Below are 19,986 nucleotides of genomic sequence, written 5' to 3'. Positions count from 1 at the left end.
GGACCTTTCGTGTCTGGTGCTGACCAGTAACAAAGTTCTGGAGAAGTATCTTCCTTGGAAGTAGATTAGGTGGCCGTACCGGCTCACGCAAGCGCCTCGCGCCCCCTGTTCCGGTGGCACCGGACACACCTGGACGCACCCGGACGGAAGGGCGCGACCGGTGTCCCCCAGGGGAGGTGTCCGCACCCGCCGTTCGGGGCCCCCGTCCGCGCGGGGCGACCTAGGATGGAGGCCATGGAGCAAGCCGTGTGGCTCGACGCCGCGGAACAGGACGTCTGGCGTGGGTTCCTCCGCATGAACACGCGGATCTACGACGAACTCGAACGGAATCTGCGCGAGAGGAACGGGGTGTCGCTCATCGAGTACGGCATCCTCGCCCACCTGTCCGAGGCGCCCGAGCGGCGCATGCGCATGCGTGCGCTGGCCGACAGCGTCATCGTGTCCAAGAGCCGCCTGTCCCACCAGGTCGCCCGGCTCGAACGGGGCGGCTACGTGCGCCGCGAGCACTGCGACGACGACCGCCGCGGACTCTGGGCGGTCCTCACCGACGAGGGCGCGGACCTGCTCCGCGCGGCCGCGCCCGGACACGCCGCCCAGGTGCGTTCGCTGATCTTCGACCGGCTCTCCGCCGAGCAGGTCGACCAGCTCGCCGCCATCGTCCGGGTCCTGGAATCGGACCGGGCGTGAGCCGGCCGGAGCACCGCCCGCCCTCACCCGACCACAGATAGAGATCAGAGCCCGTGAGCAGACCATCGATCATCGGCGCCCAGAACTTCCGCGACGACGACGGCAGTGTCGACCCGGACGTCGAGGCCCGACTGCGCGACCACGCCGCGGGACGGGCCGGCGACCGACAGGTCCTGGACGCGCTCAGCCGCTCCCGGCTCCTCATCCCCGTGGTCGCGGTGGCCACCGAGACGGGCAAGGGCGTCGGCGGGCTCACCAAGGACAAGCACAGCGAGGTGGCCGTCCCCGTCATGACGGGCAAGGACGGGCGGCGCGGCGTGCTCGCCTTCACCAGCGTCGACGCGGTCCGGCGCTGGCGCGCCGACGCCCGGCCGGTGCCCTTCACGGCCAAGGACGCCTGCCAGGCCGCAGTGGAGGAGGGCGCCGACGCGCTCGTCCTGGACGTGTCCGGGCCGATGCCCTACACGATCCAGGGGCGCTTCCTCACTCTGCTCGCCGAGCAGGGCGCCGCCCCCGACCCCAAGGACGACCCGCAGGTCCTCGCCCTGATCTACCGGGTCACGCACGCCGAGTTCGGTATCGAGCGCGTCCGCGTGCACCCCTCCGAGCGCGCCGACATCGGCATCCGCCTGGAGCTGGAGGAACGCGACGACGAGTCGCTGCGCCGGGTCGCCGACCGGCTGGCCGCCGAGTTGCGGCACGTGCTGCCGGGCGGTGTGGAGCTCAGCGCCGTCGTGCGCGCCCGGCGCGACCGGGACTGACCCCCGCCCGCGCCTCGTTCCGGGCTGCGACCCGTCCCGGCCGCGCACCGGCCGGCCGCGACAGGGCCGTGTACCGGAGTTGTCCACAGGCCCGCGCGTGCACCTGTCCTCCGGCGCCGTGGACCGGTATTTTTCGGTCATGACCACCCCCTCGACCCTCGGCCTGGACCCGACACTGTGGACGGTCGCGGCGATCGCCTGCCTGGCCCTGCTCGGGTTGGGCGTGGGCCACACCGCCGGCCGCCTCGTGCACCTCTTCGGCGCCGCGGACGCCTCCGGCGACCCGCTGCCGGGAGGGGCGCCGAGAACGCTCACCGCGCCCGCGGGCCAGAGTGAGGCCGCGGCGCCGGCGTCCGAGGGCGGAAGCGTCGCGGGAACCACGCCCGCCCCCGCCGAGGCGGAGGACGACGAGGGGCCGCCGCCACCGCGCTGCCCGTTCTGCCGCGCCGAACTGGCCTTCGTCCCCTGGACACCGACCGTCGCCTCGCGGGCGTTCCGCAGACGCGGCGCCTGCCCCCACTGCGAGCAGGTCATCCGCCCCCACCTGGCGGTCGTCGTGGCCACCGGCGCGCTGTTCGCGGTCGTGGGGATCGTCGCGGCCACGGAACCGCGCTGGTCGCCCGCCGACCTGCTCGCGGTCCTGTGGCTGGCGGCGCTCACCGCCGTCCTGTCCGTCATCGACCTGCGGGTGCTGCGCCTGCCCGACCCCCTGGTCGGCCCGGGCTACGCCATCGCCTTCCTCCTGCTCGCCGCCGCGGTGTTCCTGCCGCCCACCGGCCAGGGGCTGGACCGCGCGGGCGCGGCTCTGGTCAGCATGGTCCTGGTCACGGTCCTGTACTGGCTGCTGTGGCGGGTCTCCCCGCGCGGATTCGGGTTCGGCGACGTCAAGTTGTCCGGCCTGACCGGACTGTACGCGGGCTGGGCGGCGGGGCCCATGGGCGCGCTGGTCGCGGTGTTCTGGGCCTTCGCCGCCTTCTCCGCCGTGGGTCTGGTGCTGTTGGCGCTGCGGCGGCTCAGGCCCATGCAGCCCTTCCCGCTCGGCCCCTTCATGCTCTGCGCCACCCTCGTCACCGTCCTCGTCGGAGCACCCCTGGTGGTCCATCTCTGAACCCGGGTGCGACGCGGCCTCGCCATCCGTGGGAAGATCATCACCATGTTGCGTTGGCTGACCGCAGGGGAGTCCCACGGGCCGGCACTCGTCGCGATTCTGGAGGGCCTCCCGGCCGGTGTGTCCGTCACTTCTGACGACATCGCCGCCGCGCTGCTCCGCCGCCGCGCCGGGTACGGACGAGGCGCCCGGATGAAGTTCGAGCAGGACCAGGTCTCCGTCATCGGGGGTATCCGACACGGCCTGACCCAGGGGGGTCCGGTCGCGATCGAGGTCGGGAACACCGAGTGGCCCAAGTGGGAGAAGGTGATGTCTCCCGATCCCGTACCCGCCGAGGAGCTGGACGGCGTGGCGCGCAACGCGCCGCTGACCCGGCCCCGGCCGGGGCACGCCGACCTCGTCGGCATGCAGAAGTACGGGCACCAGGAGTCCCGGCCGATCCTGGAGCGCGCCAGCGCCCGCGAGACCGCCGCGCGCGTGGCCGTCGGCGAGGTGGCCCGCCAGTTCCTGCGCCAGGCACTGGGCGTGGAGATCCTGAGCCACGTGGTGTCCATGGGTCCGGTCGCCGTGCCCGAGGGCTCGGCCGAACCTCGCCCCGAGGACCTGGCCGCCATCGACGCCGACCCGCTGCGCTGCTTCGACCCCGAGACCAGCGCCCGCATGGTCGAGGAGGTCGACGACACCAAGAAGTCCGGTGACACCCTCGGCGGCGTGGTCGAGGTCCTGGCCTACGGGCTCCCGCCCGGCCTGGGCAGCCACGTGCACTGGGACCGGCGCCTGGACTCGCGCCTGGCGGGTGCCCTCATGGGCATCCAGGCCATCAAGGGCGTGGAGGTCGGCGACGGCTTCCGCACCGCGGCGCGCCGCGGATCGGCCGCCCACGACGAGATCGAACCCGGCCCGGACGGCGTGCGCCGCCGGACCAACCGCGCGGGCGGCGTCGAGGGCGGGATGAGCACGGGCGACGCGCTGCGCGTGCGCGCGGCGATGAAGCCCATCGCGACCGTGCCCAAGGCGCTCGACACGATCGACGTCACCACGGGCGAGGCCACGCGCGCCGACCACCAGCGCAGCGACGTCACCGCCGTCCCGGCGGCCGGCGTGGTCGCCGAGGCGATGGTCGCCCTGGTGCTGGCCGAGGCCGCCGTGGAGAAGTTCGGCGGCGACTCGGTCACCGAGACCGGCCGCAACCTGCGCGGCTACCTGGACTCCTTGGAGATCCGCTAGCACTCGCGCTCCGGCCCGCCCCTTTCACGCACGGGGCGGGCCGCCGTCGTCTCCACCCCCGGATCCTGGCGGACCCCGGTTCAGGGGCGCGCGGGGTCCGGGTCGGCCGACATGGTCGACCACTACGAGGAGCTGCTGGACGAGCGCGACGCCCGCATCGCCGCCGAACGCCTGGCCGACATCAAGTCAGGCCGCTCGACGACGGTGCCCTTCGACGAGGCGATGCGCCAGATCGGGCTGAGCGAAGACGAGCTGGGCCGGTGAACGGGCCGTACTCCGTCACCTTCGAGGACCAGGCGCTCAGGCAACTCGGAAAGCTGGACAAACCGGTCCGGCTCCGCATCGCCCGCAAGGTCCGCGAGCTGGCGGCCGAGCCGCGTCCGGCCGGGAGCATTCCACCCAAGGGGGACACGGACTCCTGGTGCGTCCGGGTGGGCGACCATCGGATCGTGTACACGATCTGCGACGGGGAGCTGGTGGTGCTCGTGCTGAGCGTGGCGCACCGCCGCGAGGTCCACCGGGACCTGTGATCCTCAACGATCACCGCCCGCGCGCACGCTGGGGCGACGGTTCTGCTAGACAGGGAAGCACACATACCCGGCAGGACCCCCGCGCGTGCGGGGATGGACCCTACGAGGCAGGCTAAGCGTGGCTAGAGCGATCGCGGTGCTCATCGGTTCTCCCGGATCGGGGAAGTCGACCGTCGGTCGGGCGCTGGCCGATCGGCTGGGCGTCGACCTCCTGTGCACCGACACCGAGGTGGAGAAGCGCGCGGGCAAGCCCATCAGCGAGATCTTCGTCGAGGACGGCGAGGCGGCCTTCCGCGCCCTGGAGCGCGAGATCGTGGCCGAGGGCCTGCGCGAGTGGGAGGGCGTGATCGCCGTCGGCGGCGGTGCCGTCCTGGACGAGGACACCCGCGCCGACCTCGCCGACCACCACGTGGTCTACCTCCAGGTCGAGTTCGGCGAACTGGCCAAGCGCGTCGGCATGGACGTCGCCCGCCCGCTGCTGGCGGGCAACCCCCGTACCAAGCTGCGTCAGCTGCTCAACGACCGCCTGCCCGTCTACGAGTCCCTGGCCACCGTCACCGTGCCCACGACCGACTTCCACCCCGAAGAGGTCGTCGACGCCATCCTGCCCACCCTCAAGGACGCCGGAAGGTCCCACAAGTGAGCGTGACCCGCATCGGGGTGGGCGAACCCGCCTCCCGCTACGACGTCGTGGTCGGCAGCGGAGTGCTGTCCGAACTCCCCTCGCTGGTCGGCGACGCCGCCCAGGTGGCCGTCATCCACCCCGAGGGCCTGGGAGTCGTGGCCCGACCCGTCGTCGGTGTCCTCGAAGCCGCCGGATACACCGTCCGGCCCATGCCCGTGCCCGACGGGGAGGCCGCCAAGACCGCCGCCGTGGCCGCCGACCTGTGGTCGCGGCTGGGACGGCACGCGTTCACCCGCAGCGACGCCGTCGTCGGCGTCGGCGGCGGCGCCGCCACCGACCTGGCCGGATTCGTCGCCGCCACCTGGCTGCGCGGCGTGCGCTCGGTCCTGGTCCCCACCACACTGCTGGGCATGGTCGACGCCGCCGTGGGCGGCAAGACCGGCATCAACACCCCCGAGGGCAAGAACCTCGTGGGAGCCTTCCACCCGCCGGCCGGTGTCCTGTGCGACCTCGCCACCCTGCCGAGCCTCCCAACGGCCGACTACATCGGCGGACTCGCCGAGATCGTCAAGGCCGGATTCATCGACGACCCCGTCATCTGCGACCTGGTCGAGGACGACCCCCAGGGCGCCACGAGCCCCGAGGGCAAGCACACCCGCGAACTCGTCGAGCGCGCCATCCGCGTCAAGGCCGACGTCGTCTCCGGCGACCTCAAGGAGAGCGGCCGGCGCGAGATCCTCAACTACGGCCACACCCTGGGCCACGCCGTCGAGCGCGCCGAGAACTACACCTTCCGGCACGGCTACGCCGTCGCCATCGGCATGGTCTTCGCCGCCGAGCTCGCCAGGGTCACCGGCCGCATCGACGCCGGCCTCGTGGAACGGCACCGCACCATCCTGTCCTCGGTGGGACTTCCCACCTCCTACGCCGCCGAGGCCTGGCCCCGGCTGCGCGAGGCGATGAGCGTGGACAAGAAGGCGCGCGGCGCCACACTGCGCTTCGTGGTCCTGGACGGCCTGGCCGAGCCCGCCATCCTCAGCGGCCCCACCGACGAACAGCTCACGGAGGCCTACCGCGCGGTCACGGGCGACGCCTGAGTACCGCGAAGCCACTAGACTGCAGTCGGGCGACATTCGCACTGGTGCACCGGGGGACACCCCCGAGGTGCCCGCACCACGCCCCACTCATCACCGACCGGACCGCGCGAGTCCGGTGACCGACGTGTCAGACCCCTTGGAGAGACGACCGAAGTGGCCACGACGAACGACATCAAGAACGGCACGACCCTGCGGCTCGACGGCGGCGTCCTCTGGAATGTCCTGGAGTTCCAGCACGTCAAGCCGGGCAAGGGCGGCGCGTTCGTCCGCACGAAGCTGAAGAACGTCCTCACGGGCAAGATCGTCGACAAGACCTTCAACGCCGGGTCCAAGGTCGAGTTCGCCAGCGTCGACCGCCGTGAGATGGAGTACCTGTACCACGACGGCGACTCGTTCATCTTCATGGACACCACGACCTTCGACCAGATCCCGGTCGGCGAGGCGGTCGTCGGCGGCGACAAGGACTTCCTCCTGGAGAACACCCGGGTCACGGTGGCCACCAACGAGGGCAACCCGCTCTACATCGAGCTGCCCGCCGCCGTCGAGCTGGAGATCACCCAGACCGACCCCGGCGTCCAGGGCGACCGCTCCACCGGCGGCACCAAGCCCGCCACCGTCCAGACCGGCGCCGTCATCCAGGTGCCGCTCTTCATCACCGAGGGCGAGCGCATCAAGGTCGACACCCGCACGGGCGACTACCTCGGGCGAGTCAACTGATGAGCGGAGCACGGCGCAAGGCGCGGCGGCGCGCGGTCGAGGTCCTCTACGAGTCCGAGGTCCGCGGCATCTCCGTCGAGGAGGTCATCAAGCGTCGGCGTGCCCAGCCCGAACCGCCCATCAACGAGTTCACCGAGAACCTGGCGCGCTCCGTCGACGGCAGGCGCGCGCGCATCGACGAACTCCTGGGCACCTACGCCATCGGCTGGACCCTGGAGCGGATGCCCGTCGTCGACCGCAACATCCTGCGGATGGGCGCCTTCGAGCTGCTCTGGGACGACGAGATCCCCGACGGCGTGGCCATCGCCGAGGCCGTCGGCGTCGCCAAGGAGCTGTCCACCGACGAGTCGCCGAACTTCGTCAGCGGACTTCTGTCACGCTTGATGGAGAACAAGGCGACGCTCGCGCTCTGACATCGGCGAACGAGGGGCCGGCGGGGCCGGGCACAGTGATGGAGGGGACGTCAGGTGACTGACAGGAGCACTGCGACCGCGACCGCCGACAGCGGCGGCTCGGGCGCCGGAGGCACGGCCGGACCGGCGCGGGCGGCCAACGCCGCGCGGACCGCGGTCGTGTGGGACGCCCTGGAGGGACTGCTGGCCCGGCTCGGTGACGGCGGACCCCTGGAGATCGTGGACGCGGGCGGGGGCACCGGCGGAGCCGCCGTCCCGCTCGCCGAACTCGGCCACCGGGTCACGGTCGTCGAGCCCAGCCCCGACTCGCTCGCCGCGCTGGAGCGCCGAGCCGCCGAGCGCGGTGTCACCGTACGCGGTGTGCAGGGCGAGACGCGTGACCTGTCCGGGCTGTTCACGCCCGGCAGCACGGACCTGGTGCTCGTGCACAACGTCCTGGAGTACGTCGAGGACCCGGCCGCCGCGCTGCACGACGTGGTCGGCATCACCCGGCCCGGCGGCGCGGTCAGCGTTCTGGTCACCAACGCGGTGGCCGGCGCCCTCCACCGGGCCCTGGCCGGGCACATCGAGGACGCCCACCGGCTCCTCGTGGACCCCGACGGCCGGTGGGGCGAGAGCGACCCCATGCCGCGCCGGTTCACCCGTCAGCAGCTGCTGGCGCTGATCGGCGGAGCCGGTCTGGAGCAGGAGAGCATCCGCGGCGTCCGTGCGTTCGCCGACGTCCTCCCCGGGCACGCCTGGGAGGGCGACGCGCAGGCCGGACAGCGCCTCGTCGAGCTGGAGCGGGCCGCGGCCGAGCACCCCGAGCTCATCGGGATCGCCACCCAGCTCCACGCCGTCGCCCACCGCCCCTGACCCCGGCCCCCGCGTTCCGGAGTCCGACGTAAGCTGGTGGGCAAACGCCTCACCAGGGCGTTCGCCAGAGGCGCCCCGGCCGATCCTGCGAGGTCGTAGTAGAAGTGAGTCGACGGCAACTGGAACGCGGCGCGGCCCTGCGGGGGATGGTCTCCTCCGAGGGCATCGTGCCGCTGGGCGCCGACTTCCCCACGGACGGCTCGGGCCCGGACACCGACTGCCACATCCTGCACCTGGACATGGACGCGTTCTTCGCGAGCGTGGAACAGCTGCGCAACCCCGAGGCGCGCGGCCGTCCGGTCATCGTGGGCGGGACCGGGCCGCGCGGTGTCGTCTCCTCCGCCGACTACCTGGCCCGCGCGAAGGGCGTGCACTCGGCGATGCCGATGGTACGGGCGACACGCCTGTGCCCGGACGCCGTGGTCTTCCCGCCCGACGGCCGCGCCTACCGGGAGGTCTCCGAGGCGGTCATGGACATCCTGAGGTCCGTGACACCGCTGGTGCAGCCCCTGTCCCTGGACGAGGCCTTCCTGGACGTCTCGGGGGCCCGCCGCCGGCTGGGCGGCCCCGTGCACATCGCCGCGATGATCCGTGAGCGGGTCCGGTCCGAGCAGCGGCTCACCTGTTCGGTGGGCGTGGCGGCCACCCGTTTCACCGCCAAGCTCGGCTCCACGCACTGCAAGCCGGACGGCCTGCTGCTCGTTCCCACCGACCAGGTGCGGGACTTCCTGGACCCGCTGCCCGTGGGCGCCCTGCCGGGCGTGGGCGACAAGACCGAGCAGACCCTCGTCAAGCTCGGCCTGCGCACCGTCGGGGCGCTGGCCCGGGTCGAACCGGACCTGCTGCGGATGGAGCTCGGAACCAAGGCGGGCACCCGGCTGTCCGAGCTGGCCCGGGGCGTCGACACCAGCGCGGTCGTCCCGGAGTCGCCGGACAAGAGCATCGGCGCGGAGGAGACCTTCGACGTCGACGTCGGCGACCCGGACGTGATCAACCGGGAACTGCTCCGGCTCTCGGAGAAGGTGGCGCGGCGGCTGCGGGCCACCGAGCAGGTGGGGCGCACGGTCAGCGTGAAGCTGCGCCGGGCCGACTTCTCCACGATCTCGCGGTCGCGCACCCTGCCCGAGAGCACGGACGTGGCCCGGGAGATCAGCGCCGTCGCGCGGGAGCTGTACGCCGCCGCCGGTATGGAAAGGGTACGCCTGAGGCTGGTGGGGGTGCGGGTCGAAGGCGTCACCCCGGCCGACCAGGCGCACCGCCAGTTGGCACTGGGGGAGGAGGACACCGGTTGGAGGGACGTGGAGCGTGTGATGGACCGCGTTACGGCGCGATTCGGGCAGGGCGCGATACAGTCGGCAGTGCTGGCCAAACGTGACGAAAACGACGTATGATGCGGCAACTTCCGGTCACCGTGAAGCGTTCCAACAGTAGGATCGCAGTCAGGGGTAGCAGAGAGGCATGGAAGCTGGTGTTTCCGATACAGGGCGCGGGTATCGTGGCCGTAGTGGGCCAGGTACACACGCAGCTTTTCTTTCCAGCAGGCGCTAGTGCACCGTATTCTGGGCATACCACTGACCAAGAGACTGTTCATCAGTACCCGTCACCCCAACCGGGGACTGTCGTAGGGAGGCGCCGTGCCGCTCTCTGAACACGAGCAGCGCATGCTCGACCAGATCGAGCGGGCGCTGTATGCCGAGGACCCGAAGTTCGCGAACACCGTTCGGCAAACGAACCCCGCGGTCCATTACAAGCGCTGGATCATCAAGGCCGGTCTCGGATTCGTCATCGGCGTCGTCCTGCTGTTGGCCGGGCTCCTGATCGGCAACCCGGTCATGCAAGTGCTCATCAGCGTCCTCGGTTTCATCGTCATGCTGGCGTGCTTCCTGTGGGGAGCCAACGCCTGGCGCAAGGCGGCCGGCGGTGGCGGTGAGGCCGCGACCGCGGCCGCGGAGCAGCCACGGCAGCGGCGCAAGGGCGGCGGCAGCCGTCCGGGCATGATGAACCGCTTCGAGGAGCGCTGGCGGCGTCGCCAGGAGGGCAACGAGTAGCTCGGTCCGTCTCCCGCCGACCAGCGAAGAGGACCGTGCTCCAGGGCACGGGGCGGGGACGTTCGAACCGGGACCACGGGGTTCCGGAATCTCACGTGGTGGGGGCCGCACGGTCACCGTGCGGCCCCCACCACGTTCGTGTGCCTGGACCGGCGCCACCCGGAACCCCCGGTGCGCGCGGTGCCCGGGCTGTTCGCCGCCAGGGCCCGGGCGGCGCACCCGGACCCCGCCCGGGACCCGGGACGTCTAGGCCGGTGCCGGGGCGGGGCGCGGGGCCGTCCAGGGGGCGAGCGAGCGGGGCAGGAGCACCGCGCGCAGCCGCGCTCCCCGGGAGGCCGCCGACATCAGGCCGGAGCGGGCCGTGCGGAGGTCGTCCTGGAGTCCCGCGCCGTCCGCGGGCGCCGGAGCGTAGCGCGCCGACTCCTCCGCCAGCGCCAGCCGCCACAGGGCCGCACGGGTCCCCGCGTCGTGACCGGCCAGGCGCTGGGCCGTCGCCCTCGGGCTCTCCGCCAGGTCCCACGTACCGCCCAGGTCCAGCCACGTGTCGCGCAGTTCGCGCCAGGCGGTGTGGGCACCGGTCACGGGCCCCGCGCCCGGCAGTCCGGACAGCCGCGTCCAGCGCACCACCACCCGGACCAGCGCGGGCACCAGCAGCAGGAGTGCGCCCCCCAGCGCCGCGCCCGCGGCCGGCAGCCACGACAGGTCGGTGTCCGAGGTGTCGTCGTCTCCGCCGCCGGCCATCGGCGCGGACGCCTCGTCCTCCGGCGACTCGCTCTCCCGCGGCGACTCCGACGGCTCGTCGTCGGGCGTGCTGGGTTCCGGCGGCTCGGGTTCCTCCGCACCGGGGTCGCGCGGCTCGGCCGGATCGGCGCCCGGCGCCCTGCCACCGAAGGTGTAGTCCGGCACCGTGGCCGAGCCCTGGCCGTTCTGCGACGCCGGGGTCGGCTCGAAGCGGACCCAGCCCACGTCCTCGAAGTACAGTTCCGGCCACGCGTGGGCGTCGCCCGCGGTGACCTCCCAGCGGTCGCCCTCGATGTTCTCGCCCGCGGTGTAGCCCATGGCCACCCGCGACGGGACACCCGCCTGCCGTGCCATCACGGCCATGGCGCTCGCGAACTGCTGGCAGTAGCCCACCTGGTCGGTCAGCAGGAAGTGCGCCAGCGGGTCCACACCGTCGGGCACCGCGGGCGGCGTCAGGTCGTAGACGAACGGCCCGTCGGTGAAGTACTCCTGGATCGCGACCGCGCGCTCGTAGGGGGTGTCGGCGTCCGCGGTCACCTGCTCGGTCAGCTGTTCCACGGCCGGGTCCAGCCCGTCGGGCAGGTCCAGTTGGCCGCCGCCCAGCGACCGCGGACTCCCGGCCGCCGCCAGGTCGTCCCCGGAGGGCCGGTTCTCGACGGACTCCACCGTGAAGTTCAGACCGGTGGTCGGGCTGTCCGTGGTGAAGACCATGTGGGTCTCGGGATCGATGAACCACTGGCCGGGGGCGTCGACCGAACTCGCCCAGTACGGCAGGGGGAGGAAGTCCACCCGGGGCGTGTCGGAGTCCATGGAGATCCGCGTGGTGACCGTCTCCTCGGGCGCGGATTCGGGCCATCCCGCGGGCGGCGGCAGCTCTCCGGAGGCCTCACTGTCGCCGGAGGCGTTGACCGGCGTCATCGTCCAGTTCACGCCGTCGAACTCGTTGAGGGCGAACGTGCGCAGGTAGTCCGGGTCGTCGCTGGTGGACCGGTAGGTGAGCACCGTGCGGTCGGCGGGCGCGTCCAGGGCGCGCCGCAGCGACACCACCGGATTGGTGGTGGTGATGGTCTCCCCGTTCCTGCCGATGTAGGTACCGTCGGCGAGGTCGTAGAAGACGTCGCTGCGCAGGCTCGGGACCGCCGCTGGCAGGGCCAGGGCCAACAGGATCGCGGTGGTCACGGCGACCGCCGTCACCGCGATCCGGCGCAGCCCGCCCACGACGTGCGTTCCCGATCCGTCGTCGGGGACGTACAGGCCCCACTCGCGGCCCCGCACCCACATGTCCGCGGCCAGCAGGGCCAGGAACCCCGCCGCGGCGGCGGCCATCGGGCCCCACGCCAGCGCCTCGCCCCCCATGAGCAGCGGCACGGCCAGCAGCGCCAGCAGCAGGCCGCCCACCATGCCCGGGCAGCGCGCCGTCACCGCCAGGAAGTCCGCGGTGATCATGAACACCACGAACACCACCGCGATGATCAGGGTGATCCCGGCGGAGGCGGCGACCGGCGGTGTGCTCGTGTAGATGGTGTCCACGCCCCGCTGGAGCGTTCGCGCCAGGTGCGCGACGCTGTCCACCGTGGGAACGACACCCGCCAGGGCCTCCCCGGCGGCGAACATCGGGGTGATCAGCACCGCGGCCGCCAGCAGTTGCAGGAGCGGCACGGGCAGCAGGTTCCAGCGGGTCAGCCGGTACAGCGCCGACACCGCGGTCACCGCGATCATGAGCACGACCGCCGGGACCCACCAGGGGCCCAGGAGCAGCGAACCCAGCAGCGGCATCGCCGTCAGCAGGCAGACGAGGGTGGCCAGGGGCATCAGTGTTCTCAACGCCGACCCTCCCGGGGCGGGTACGGGGCGGCGCCCTCGCCGGCGGTCGCGCGGCGCCACAGCGCGGGCAGTTGGGAGACGGAGGAGACGACGAGGACGCGCCAGCCGCCGGAGGCGAGGATGTCGCGCGCACCGCGGACCGACTCCGGCAGCGCGGGAGCCGAGGACGGACGTGGGGCGGAGACCGCGCCGTAGGCGTCCGTTGAGGGTGGTGGTGGGAGACGTGGGGCGGAGACCGCGCCGTAGGCGTCCGTTGAGGGTGGTGGTGGGAGACGGGTGGGCCAGGCGCCGTGCTCGCACAGCACGGCGACCCGTGTGGACCCGCCGCCCACGGTCGACAGCGCAGCCGCCTCCTCGGGCGAGACCGCGCCCAGGACCGCGACGAGCAGGCTGGAGGAGGCGCCGCGGGACCCGCCGAGCTGGTCGATTCCACCGAACAGGCCGCGGGAGTCCGAGGCCCGGGTGACGGCCAGGCGGTCCAGCACGCCGGCGGCGTCGGCCGTGTGCATCCGGCCCCGTTCGGTCAGGAAGCGCAGTTCGTGCCCGCCGTCGATCAGGTGCACGGCCACCGACGCCGCCGCGCTCACCGCGGTCTCCAGCGAACCGTCGGGGCCCTCGCCCCGGTGGGCGCTCCGGCGGGTGTCCAGCAGGATGGAAATGTTCTCCCGCCAGTGCTGCTCGTCCCGGCGGACCATCAGCTCGCCCTGCTTGGCGGTGGAGCGCCAGTGCACGCGGCGCAGATCGTCGCCGTGCTGGTACTCGCGCGGCACCGGGTCCTGTTCGCCCACGCCGGTCACCGAGCGGCGCGGGGACTGCTCGCCCTGGGAGCCGTCGGCCTCGCCCAGCGCGTCCAGCGGCACGACCGGCGGGGTCACGAGCAGAGGCGAGGGCGCGCCGACGTCGCGGGTGACGCGTACGCATCCGAGCGGGTCGGCGACACCGACCCGGAGCGGCCCCACGGGGTAGCTGCCGCGGACCGCGGGGCGTACGAGGTAGGTGACGTCGCGGGCCGCGCGCGGGCCGAGGTGGCCGATGGTGTAGCGGGGTTCGCTGCCCAGCGGCGCCGGCAGGGTGTCCTCGACGAACAGCGCGGAGACCGGCCACGTCCGCGAGGAGTTGCCCACCCGCACCAGGACCCGGGCGTCGTGCCCGGCGGTGACCCGGGCCGGCAGGACCGACCGGCTGTGCGCGATCCGTGCGGTCGCGCCCATCACGGTGAGTGCGGCCAGCGGCGGTACCACCAGGAGCAGGACGCCCACGCCCACGAGTTCGCGCTGGCCCAGGACGGATCCGGCCACCAGCGCGACCAGGCCCAGGACCAGCATCCACACGCCCCGCGCGGTCAGTCGGCGGCGCAGGCGCGGTCGCGCGGCGGGGGTGGGCGCGGAGTGGTGGGAGGCGGGCGGGGAAGGCTGCGCCGGGGTCACTGGGGTCACCGGGGGTGTCCGTCGGGGGTGGTGGGAGAGGTCGGGAGGGGGCTGCGCCGTCGGCGTCCGGGTGGTGGGTGCGGGTGGGCGCATGGGCCCTCTCTCGGGCGTCGTGGGCGCCGCGGGGCGCGGTCGGTCAGTTCGGGCCGGGGACCGGCAGGCGCGCCACCAGCTTGGCGACGATCTGCTCGGCGGTGAGCCGTTCCATCTGGGCCTCGGGCGCGGGCAGCAGCCGGTGCGCCAGCACGGGGACCGCCAGCGCCTGCACGTCGTCGGGGACGACGTAGTGGCGCCCGTCCAGGGCCGCGTAGGCACGGGCGGCGCGCACCAGGTGCAGGGTCGCGCGGGGCGAGGCGCCCAGGCGCAGCTCCGGGCTGGTCCGGGTGGAGTTGACCAGGTCGACGACGTAGCGGCGCATGCCGGGGGCGACGTGCACCGAGCGCACGTGGTCGGCGAGGTGACGGACGCGCTCGGCGTTGGTGACCGCGGCCAGGGAGTCCAGCGGGGAACGCGAGCCGTGCGAGTCGATCATGTCCAGCTCGGACTGCGGCGAGGGGTAGCCGACCGAGACGCGCGCCATGAACCGGTCGCGCTGGGCCTCGGGCAGGGCGTAGGTCCCCTCCATGTCGGCGGGGTTCTGGGTGGCGACGACCATGAACGGCCGCTCCAGGGCGCGGGTCTGGCCGTCGACGCTGACCTGGCGCTCCTCCATGCACTCCAGCAGGGCCGCCTGGGTCTTGGGGGAGGCGCGGTTGATCTCGTCGCCCAGGACGATGTTGGCGAACACCGGGCCCGGGTTGAACTCGAACTCGTGGCGGTCCTGGTGGAAGACGCTGACGCCGGTGATGTCGCTGGGCAGCAGGTCGGGGGTGAACTGGACGCGCTGGACCGAGCAGTCCACGGCGCGGCCCAGGGCCTTGGCGAGCATGGTCTTGCCGACGCCGGGGACGTCCTCGATGAGCAGGTGGCCCTCGGCGAGGAGCACCGTCAGTGCGATGCGCAGGACCTCGGGTTTGCCCTCGATGACGGTCTCGATGGCGGTCCTGATCCGATCGGCGACGGCGACGACCTCGCCGACGCCGTCCTGGACACCGCCCCCGCGGCCGCCGTGGTGTGTGTTGAGTGACACGAGAACCTCCGCTCCGTCTGGTCTTCGTGTACCGATGGTCGAACCGAGGCTACCGGCTCGGTCAGCGGCGTGGAGCGATACTTCGCATCCGCCGAAATTGTGACGCTCCGTCCGCTGTCGAGGTTCTGCCCCGGCCCCCTTTCCCCGCGGTGTCCGGTGGGCCGCGAGCGTCGGTGGTCGGCCAAAGAGGCCCAAGGGCCCGAATCGCCCACTCCTCATTCGCGGCCGCCTCCCGCGGGGCGACCCGTGAATCGGTGGAACCGGGTTTCCGGCCCGCCCCGAATCCCCGGCGTCTCGCGCGCGCGTGCGCCCGCGCGTGGTGGCGGCATCGCTCCACGTCAGCGGGCTCGGGGCCGGGCTGCCGTGGGCGCTCAGGGGCGCGCCAGGGCGCTCCACTCCGCTCCACCTCGCTGACCTGCGCATTTATCGATTCTTTGCGGCGTGAATCGGGATTGAAGCTGTTGACGGTGGGGCGGAGTGGAGTAAGGTGGAGCATCGTGGAGCTGGTGAATTCTCCACTTCGGGGTGAGGGGGGTGCCACTGTGTTCCTCGGCACTCATACGCCTCGCCTCGATCAGAAGGGACGGTTGTTCCTTCCGGCGAAGTACCGCGACGAACTGTCGGGGGGGTTGGTGATCACGAAAGGCCAGGAGCACTGTCTCTACGTCTTCCCGACGGCGGAGTTCCAGCGCGTCACCGACGCGCTCAGCTCGGCCCCGGTCACCGCCAAGGCGGTTCGCGACTACAGCCGGATCCTCTTCGCCAGCGCGTCCGACGAGTCCTGTGACAAACAGGGCCGGATCACCATCCCGCCGAAGCTGCGCGCCTACGCGGGGCTCGATCGCGACTGTGTCGTGATCGGGGCCAACACCCGCCTGGAGATCTGGGCGGACGAGGCGTGGTCGGACTACGAGGCCGAGCAGGAACAGGCTTTCGCGCAACTGTCGGAGGAGGTGCTGCCCGGGGTGCTGTGAACCCGGCGGCGCCATCGCCGGGACCACCAGCACGAAGTCCACACCCTTGCAAGTCGGAGTCCGGCAACGGCCTCCGGAGACGGCACACACGAGCTGGCGCGACTTCCCCGGTGCCAGGTGGTGAACGCGAACCCGCCGGAAGGTGGACAATAGCGGCCGTGTCCGGACGGCCTTGCCGGAACCCGGCCGGGCCACGCGAAGGACACCGCGGAGCGCACGATCGGCGCTACCGCGGCGACTCAGGGGGAGACGGTGACAGCGTGGAGGAACGGCGGCGCATGGGGGACGACGGGCGGCGGGCACCATCCGAGGCAGACGGCGGGCCACACCGTGAGCACGGCTCCGGTGACATCGAGGACCGCATCCGGGCCGCGCGCGAGGGGATCGACCCGCTCCATGTACCCGTCATGCTCGACCGCATCGTGGAACTGCTCGCGCCCGCGCTCAGCGCGCCCGGCGCCGTCCTGGTGGACGGAACCCTGGGACTGGGCGGGCACTCCGAGGCGCTGCTGAAGGCCTGCCCCACCATGCGCCTGGTCGGCGTCGACCGCGACACCACCGCCCTGGAGCGCAGCGCCGCCCGGCTCGCGTCCTACGCCGACCGCACCCACTTCGTCCACGCGGTCTACTCCGAGATCCCGCGCGCCCTGGACGAGGCGGGCGTCTCCGAGGCCGACGCGGTCCTGCTCGACCTCGGAGTCTCCTCACCGCAGCTCGACGAGACCGACCGCGGCTTCGCCTACGCCCACGACGCGCCCCTGGACATGCGGATGGACCGCACCCAGGAGCTCACCGCCGGCCAGGTCGTCAACACCTACCCCGTCGGCGAGCTCACCCGGGTGCTGCGCGCCTACGGCGAGGAGCGCTTCGCCTCCCGCGTGGCCCGGGCGATCGAGCGCCGGCGCGCCCAGGCGCCCATCACCTCCACCCGCGAACTCGCCGAGCTGGTCCGCGACGCCATCCCCGCGGCCACCCGACGCACCGGCGGCCACCCCGCCAAGCGCACCTTCCAGGGGCTGCGCATCGAGGTCAACGCGGAACTGTCCATCCTCGAGGCCACCCTGCCCGCGGCCCTGTCCCGGCTCGCCGTCGGCGGCCGCATCGCCGTGCTGTCCTACCACTCCCTGGAGGACCGCATCACCAAGCGGGCGTTCGCCGCGCTGGCCAAGGACACCACCCCCGCGGACCTGCCCGTCCCGCTCCCCGACCGGCAGCCCGAACTCCGGCTCCTCACCCGGGGAGCCGAGCTCCCCACGGAGGAAGAGAACGAACGCAACCCGCGTGCGCAGTCCGCCCGTCTGCGGGCGGTCGAACGCGTACGCAGGCCGTCGCGGCAGTAGGGAGACCACATGAGCACCAGGACGGACACCCGCCGTGCCTCCTCGCGCGGCACCGCGGGCACCAGGACGCGCCCGGCGACCAAGGCCGCGCCCAAGGCCGCGCCCAAGCGCGCTCCGGCACGCCCGGCGACCACCACGCGGGCACCGCGCGAGAGCGGAGGGGGCGGGCGCGCACCGCGCATCCCCTTCGTCCTGCTCGTGCTGTGCCTGCTCGGCGGAGCGCTCGTCGGCCTGCTCGTCCTGCGCAGCGTCGTGGCCGAGGAGGCCTTCGCCATCACCAGCCTGCAGGCGGAGAACCGCGAGCTGTCCTACGAGGAGCAGCAGCTGCGGGAGAGCGTCGCGCACCTGGAGACCTCCGAGCGGATCGCCTCGGAGGCCGAGGAGATGGGCATGGAGCCCGGCGAGGGCCCGCTCTTCCTCGACCTCGACGAGGGCCGGGTGTCCGGGAGCGTTGGGAGCGGTGATTGAGCACGCCCCGGGACCGCCGCCCCCGCGACCCCCGCAGACCCGGAGCGTCCGGGCGCTCCGGGTCCAGGCCCAGTAAGCGTCCCCAGCGCGAACCGCGCCGCCCGGACGGCGGTACGCGCGCGTCCGCCGCGGCGCGGGCCGCCCAAGGCGGCCCGCGCCGGGTACGCCGGGGCGGGGAGGGCGCCGCGCCGCGCCGCCGCACCGCGCCACCGCCTCCGCCGCCGCCCCTGCTGCGGCGCACCTTCCGCCGGGGCGAACCGCGCAAGCGGCTCAAGCTCGGCGCGGCACTGATCGCGGTCGTCATCCTCCTGTTCGCCGGCCGCCTGGTCCAGATCCAGGGCCTGGACGCCGAGACCTACGCCGAGGCCGCCTCCAACCTGCGCCTGCAGACCATCGACATCCCCACGCTGCGCGGCCAGATCACCGACGCGGAGGGCCATCCCTTCGCCCTGTCGGTGGAGGTGCGCACCGTCTTCGTCGACCCCGAGGAGGTCGAGGAGGACGAGCGCGACCAGCTCGTGGACGAACTCGTCACCCGCTTCGGGCTGGAGGAGGACGAGGTCGAGGCCAAGGTCGACGCCAGGCCCAGCCGCTACCAGGTGGTGGCGACCGAGGTCACGCCCGAGGCGTGGGGCGAGCTGCGCGATCTGGGCCTGTCCGGCGTCGGCGCCCAGGTGGACTACAACCGCGTCTACCCCGAGGAGACCGGCGCCGCCGACCTGGTGGGCTTCGTCGGGAGCGAGGGCCACGGCCTGGAGGGTCTGGAGGGCTACCTCAACGACACCCTGGCGGGCGAGGCCGGCAAGCGGCAGGTCGAGGTGGGCGCCGACGGCACCCAGATCCCCATGGCGGGCGGTCTGGTCCGCGATCCGGTGCCCGGCCAGGACGTGCGCCTGACCCTGGACCGGGATCTGCAGTTCCACATGGCCCAGGTGCTCGCCGAGCGGGTCGAGGAACTCGACGCCGAGGGGGGCAGCGCCATCGCCATGCTGCCCACCGGCGAGATCATCGGCATGGCCGACTACCCCAGCTACGACCAGAACGACATCCAGGCGACCGGGCCGGAGGAGTGGTCCAACGGGGCGGTGCACGAGACCTTCGAACCGGGCAGCACCAACAAGGTCATCACCATCGGATCGGCCCTGGAGGAGGGGGTGACCACCCCCGACACCGTCTACACCGTGCCCTACGCCCAGCAGTACTACGACCAGACCTTCAAGGACTCCAGCTACCACGAGACCCAGCGCCTGACCGTCAACGGCATCATGGCCCACTCCAGCAACGTGGGCACGATCAAGATCGCCGACCAGGTCGGAGCCGGTGTCCTGCACTCCTTCATGGAGGACTTCGGTCTGGGCCAGCCCACCGGGCTGCACCTGCCGGGCGAGGAGGCGGGCATCCTCACCGACCCCGACGACTGGTGGGGCACCCAGCTGCCGTCGGTGTCGATCGGCCACAGCCTCTCGGTCAACGCCACGCAGATGGCGTCGGTGTACGCGACGATCGCCAACGGCGGTGTGCGGGCCGACCCGACGATCGTCGCCGGGACGGTCGACGCGGACGGGGAGTTCGCGCCCTCGGACGACCCGGAGCAGCGGCGGGTGGTCAGCCAGGAGACCGCTGACCAGCTCGCCCTGATGCTGGAGGCGGTCACCAGCGACGAGGGCACCGCACCCCAGGCCCGCATCGACGGCTACCGCGTGGCGGGCAAGACCGGTACCGCCAACCGCATCAATCCGGAGACGGGAACCTACGAGGACGGCGGCTACACCGCGACCTTCGCCGGGTTCGCCCCGGCCGACGCGCCCGAGGTCGTCGTCCAGGTGGTCCTGCACAACCCCCAGGAGACCTACTACGGCGGCGAGGCGGCGGGCCCGGTGTTCAACGACATCATGTCCTTCGCCCTGCAGTCGCTCAAGGTGCCGCCGACGGAGACCGAGCCGCCGGCGATCCGCCTGGAGGAGTGAGGGACCGGTTCCACGACGGCCGCGGAGGCGGACGGCGCGCTCGGCGCC

General features: G+C 72.7%; 20 protein-coding genes. 17 read left to right on the top strand and 3 right to left on the bottom strand.

The features are described from left to right. Positions 1-234 precede the first annotated feature (234 nt). The 13 genes from HNR10_RS05960 (at position 235) to HNR10_RS05900 (ending at position 10,068) form a co-directional block, all read left to right on the top strand. A complete protein-coding gene (locus HNR10_RS05960; RefSeq protein ID WP_179821493.1) occupies positions 235-687 on the top strand; it encodes a MarR family winged helix-turn-helix transcriptional regulator in 453 nt (150 codons plus the stop codon). Positions 688-740: 53 nt separating this feature from the next. Continuing rightward, on the top strand, positions 741-1,448 hold the full coding sequence (locus tag HNR10_RS05955) for an SseB family protein (RefSeq protein WP_179821491.1): 708 nt from the start codon (positions 741-743) through the stop codon (positions 1,446-1,448). 139 nt (positions 1,449-1,587) lie between these two features. Further along, a complete protein-coding gene (locus tag HNR10_RS05950; protein ID WP_179821489.1) occupies positions 1,588-2,556 on the top strand; it encodes a prepilin peptidase in 969 nt (322 codons plus the stop codon). Positions 2,557-2,601: 45 nt separating this feature from the next. Continuing rightward, positions 2,602-3,783, top strand: coding sequence for a chorismate synthase (gene aroC, locus HNR10_RS05945; protein WP_179821487.1), 1,182 nt, complete (start codon positions 2,602-2,604; stop codon positions 3,781-3,783). 111 nt (positions 3,784-3,894) lie between these two features. Continuing rightward, complete coding sequence (locus HNR10_RS05940; protein WP_246406073.1) at positions 3,895-4,047, top strand: hypothetical protein; 153 nt, start codon at positions 3,895-3,897, stop codon at positions 4,045-4,047. Beyond that, the gene (locus tag HNR10_RS05935; protein WP_179821485.1) at positions 4,044-4,313 is read left to right on the top strand and encodes a type II toxin-antitoxin system RelE family toxin; all 270 of its coding nucleotides are present in this window, start codon (positions 4,044-4,046) and stop codon (positions 4,311-4,313) included. Before HNR10_RS05940 ends, HNR10_RS05935 begins: the two co-directional genes overlap by 4 nt. Positions 4,314-4,449: 136 nt before the next feature. Further along, positions 4,450-4,956 (top strand): shikimate kinase, encoded by a 507-nt coding sequence (locus tag HNR10_RS05930; protein WP_179829559.1) that lies wholly within the window; start codon positions 4,450-4,452, stop codon positions 4,954-4,956. Beyond that, positions 4,953-6,035 carry a 3-dehydroquinate synthase gene (aroB, locus tag HNR10_RS05925; protein WP_179821483.1) on the top strand — a complete coding sequence of 361 codons (1,083 nt, stop codon included), beginning with the start codon at positions 4,953-4,955 and terminating at the stop codon, positions 6,033-6,035. Before HNR10_RS05930 ends, aroB begins: the two co-directional genes overlap by 4 nt. A 153-nt stretch (positions 6,036-6,188) precedes the next feature. Then, on the top strand, positions 6,189-6,752 hold the full coding sequence (gene efp, locus HNR10_RS05920) for an elongation factor P (RefSeq protein WP_053620172.1): 564 nt from the start codon (positions 6,189-6,191) through the stop codon (positions 6,750-6,752). Further along, positions 6,752-7,165, top strand: a complete 414-nt coding sequence (gene nusB, locus HNR10_RS05915; RefSeq protein ID WP_179821481.1) for a transcription antitermination factor NusB — start codon at positions 6,752-6,754, stop codon at positions 7,163-7,165. Before efp ends, nusB begins: the two co-directional genes overlap by 1 nt. 54 nt (positions 7,166-7,219) lie before the next feature. Next, entirely contained in the window at positions 7,220-8,020 is an 801-nt protein-coding gene (locus HNR10_RS05910; RefSeq protein ID WP_179821479.1) for a methyltransferase domain-containing protein, read from the top strand. A gap of 146 nt (positions 8,021-8,166) precedes the next feature. Next, positions 8,167-9,411, top strand: coding sequence for a DNA polymerase IV (dinB, locus tag HNR10_RS05905; protein ID WP_179829558.1), 1,245 nt, complete (start codon positions 8,167-8,169; stop codon positions 9,409-9,411). A 243-nt stretch (positions 9,412-9,654) separates the two neighbouring features. Continuing rightward, positions 9,655-10,068 (top strand): DUF3040 domain-containing protein, encoded by a 414-nt coding sequence (locus tag HNR10_RS05900; RefSeq protein ID WP_179821477.1) that lies wholly within the window; start codon positions 9,655-9,657, stop codon positions 10,066-10,068. Positions 10,069-10,314: 246 nt separating this feature from the next. On the opposite strand, the gene HNR10_RS05895 is transcribed toward HNR10_RS05900, so the two are convergent. The 3 genes from HNR10_RS05895 to HNR10_RS05885 all read right to left on the bottom strand — a co-directional run bounded on the left by HNR10_RS05895 (position 10,315) and on the right by HNR10_RS05885 (position 15,189). Beyond that, positions 10,315-12,621 carry a transglutaminase TgpA family protein gene (locus HNR10_RS05895; RefSeq protein WP_179829557.1) on the bottom strand — a complete coding sequence of 769 codons (2,307 nt, stop codon included), beginning with the start codon at positions 12,619-12,621 and terminating at the stop codon, positions 10,315-10,317. Positions 12,622-12,629: 8 nt separating this feature from the next. After that, positions 12,630-13,958, bottom strand: coding sequence for a DUF58 domain-containing protein (locus HNR10_RS05890; protein ID WP_179829556.1), 1,329 nt, complete (start codon positions 13,956-13,958; stop codon positions 12,630-12,632). Positions 13,959-14,196: 238 nt separating this feature from the next. Further along, the gene (locus tag HNR10_RS05885) at positions 14,197-15,189 is read right to left on the bottom strand and encodes an AAA family ATPase (protein ID WP_179821476.1); all 993 of its coding nucleotides are present in this window, start codon (positions 15,187-15,189) and stop codon (positions 14,197-14,199) included. A gap of 542 nt (positions 15,190-15,731) precedes the next feature. Here HNR10_RS05885 and mraZ point away from each other — a divergent pair. The 4 genes from mraZ (at position 15,732) to HNR10_RS05865 (ending at position 19,938) form a co-directional block, all read left to right on the top strand. Then, positions 15,732-16,163 carry a division/cell wall cluster transcriptional repressor MraZ gene (mraZ, locus tag HNR10_RS05880; protein ID WP_179829555.1) on the top strand — a complete coding sequence of 144 codons (432 nt, stop codon included), beginning with the start codon at positions 15,732-15,734 and terminating at the stop codon, positions 16,161-16,163. A 278-nt stretch (positions 16,164-16,441) separates the two neighbouring features. Next, positions 16,442-17,503, top strand: coding sequence for a 16S rRNA (cytosine(1402)-N(4))-methyltransferase RsmH (gene rsmH, locus HNR10_RS05875; protein WP_179821474.1), 1,062 nt, complete (start codon positions 16,442-16,444; stop codon positions 17,501-17,503). 9 nt (positions 17,504-17,512) lie between these two features. Next, positions 17,513-17,971, top strand: coding sequence for a hypothetical protein (locus HNR10_RS05870; protein WP_179821472.1), 459 nt, complete (start codon positions 17,513-17,515; stop codon positions 17,969-17,971). Continuing rightward, complete coding sequence (locus tag HNR10_RS05865) at positions 17,968-19,938, top strand: peptidoglycan D,D-transpeptidase FtsI family protein (protein ID WP_179821470.1); 1,971 nt, start codon at positions 17,968-17,970, stop codon at positions 19,936-19,938. Before HNR10_RS05870 ends, HNR10_RS05865 begins: the two co-directional genes overlap by 4 nt. Positions 19,939-19,986: the final 48 nt, after the last annotated feature.

The organism is Nocardiopsis aegyptia (assembly GCF_013410755.1).
Taxonomy (GTDB): domain Bacteria; phylum Actinomycetota; class Actinomycetes; order Streptosporangiales; family Streptosporangiaceae; genus Nocardiopsis; species Nocardiopsis aegyptia.
The sequence above is the reverse complement of the archived record's forward strand: the minus strand, read 5'-3'. Positions and strand labels throughout refer to the sequence as shown.

Bases quoted from the DNA above. Each gene is read 5' to 3' on its own strand.
- HNR10_RS05960 (WP_179821493.1), top strand. From the start codon at position 235: ATGGAGCAAGCCGTGTGGCTCGACGCCGCGGAACAGGACGTCTGGCGT.
- HNR10_RS05950 (WP_179821489.1), top strand. From the start codon at position 1,588: ATGACCACCCCCTCGACCCTCGGCCTGGACCCGACACTGTGGACGGTC.
- aroC (WP_179821487.1), top strand. From the start codon at position 2,602: ATGTTGCGTTGGCTGACCGCAGGGGAGTCCCACGGGCCGGCACTCGTC.
- HNR10_RS05940 (WP_246406073.1), top strand. From the start codon at position 3,895: ATGGTCGACCACTACGAGGAGCTGCTGGACGAGCGCGACGCCCGCATC.
- nusB (WP_179821481.1), top strand. From the start codon at position 6,752: ATGAGCGGAGCACGGCGCAAGGCGCGGCGGCGCGCGGTCGAGGTCCTC.
- dinB (WP_179829558.1), top strand. From the start codon at position 8,167: ATGGTCTCCTCCGAGGGCATCGTGCCGCTGGGCGCCGACTTCCCCACG.
- HNR10_RS05895 (WP_179829557.1), bottom strand. From the start codon at position 12,621: ATGCCCCTGGCCACCCTCGTCTGCCTGCTGACGGCGATGCCGCTGCTG.
- HNR10_RS05890 (WP_179829556.1), bottom strand. From the start codon at position 13,958: ATGCTGGTCCTGGGCCTGGTCGCGCTGGTGGCCGGATCCGTCCTGGGC.
- rsmH (WP_179821474.1), top strand. From the start codon at position 16,442: ATGGGGGACGACGGGCGGCGGGCACCATCCGAGGCAGACGGCGGGCCA.
- HNR10_RS05870 (WP_179821472.1), top strand. From the start codon at position 17,513: ATGAGCACCAGGACGGACACCCGCCGTGCCTCCTCGCGCGGCACCGCG.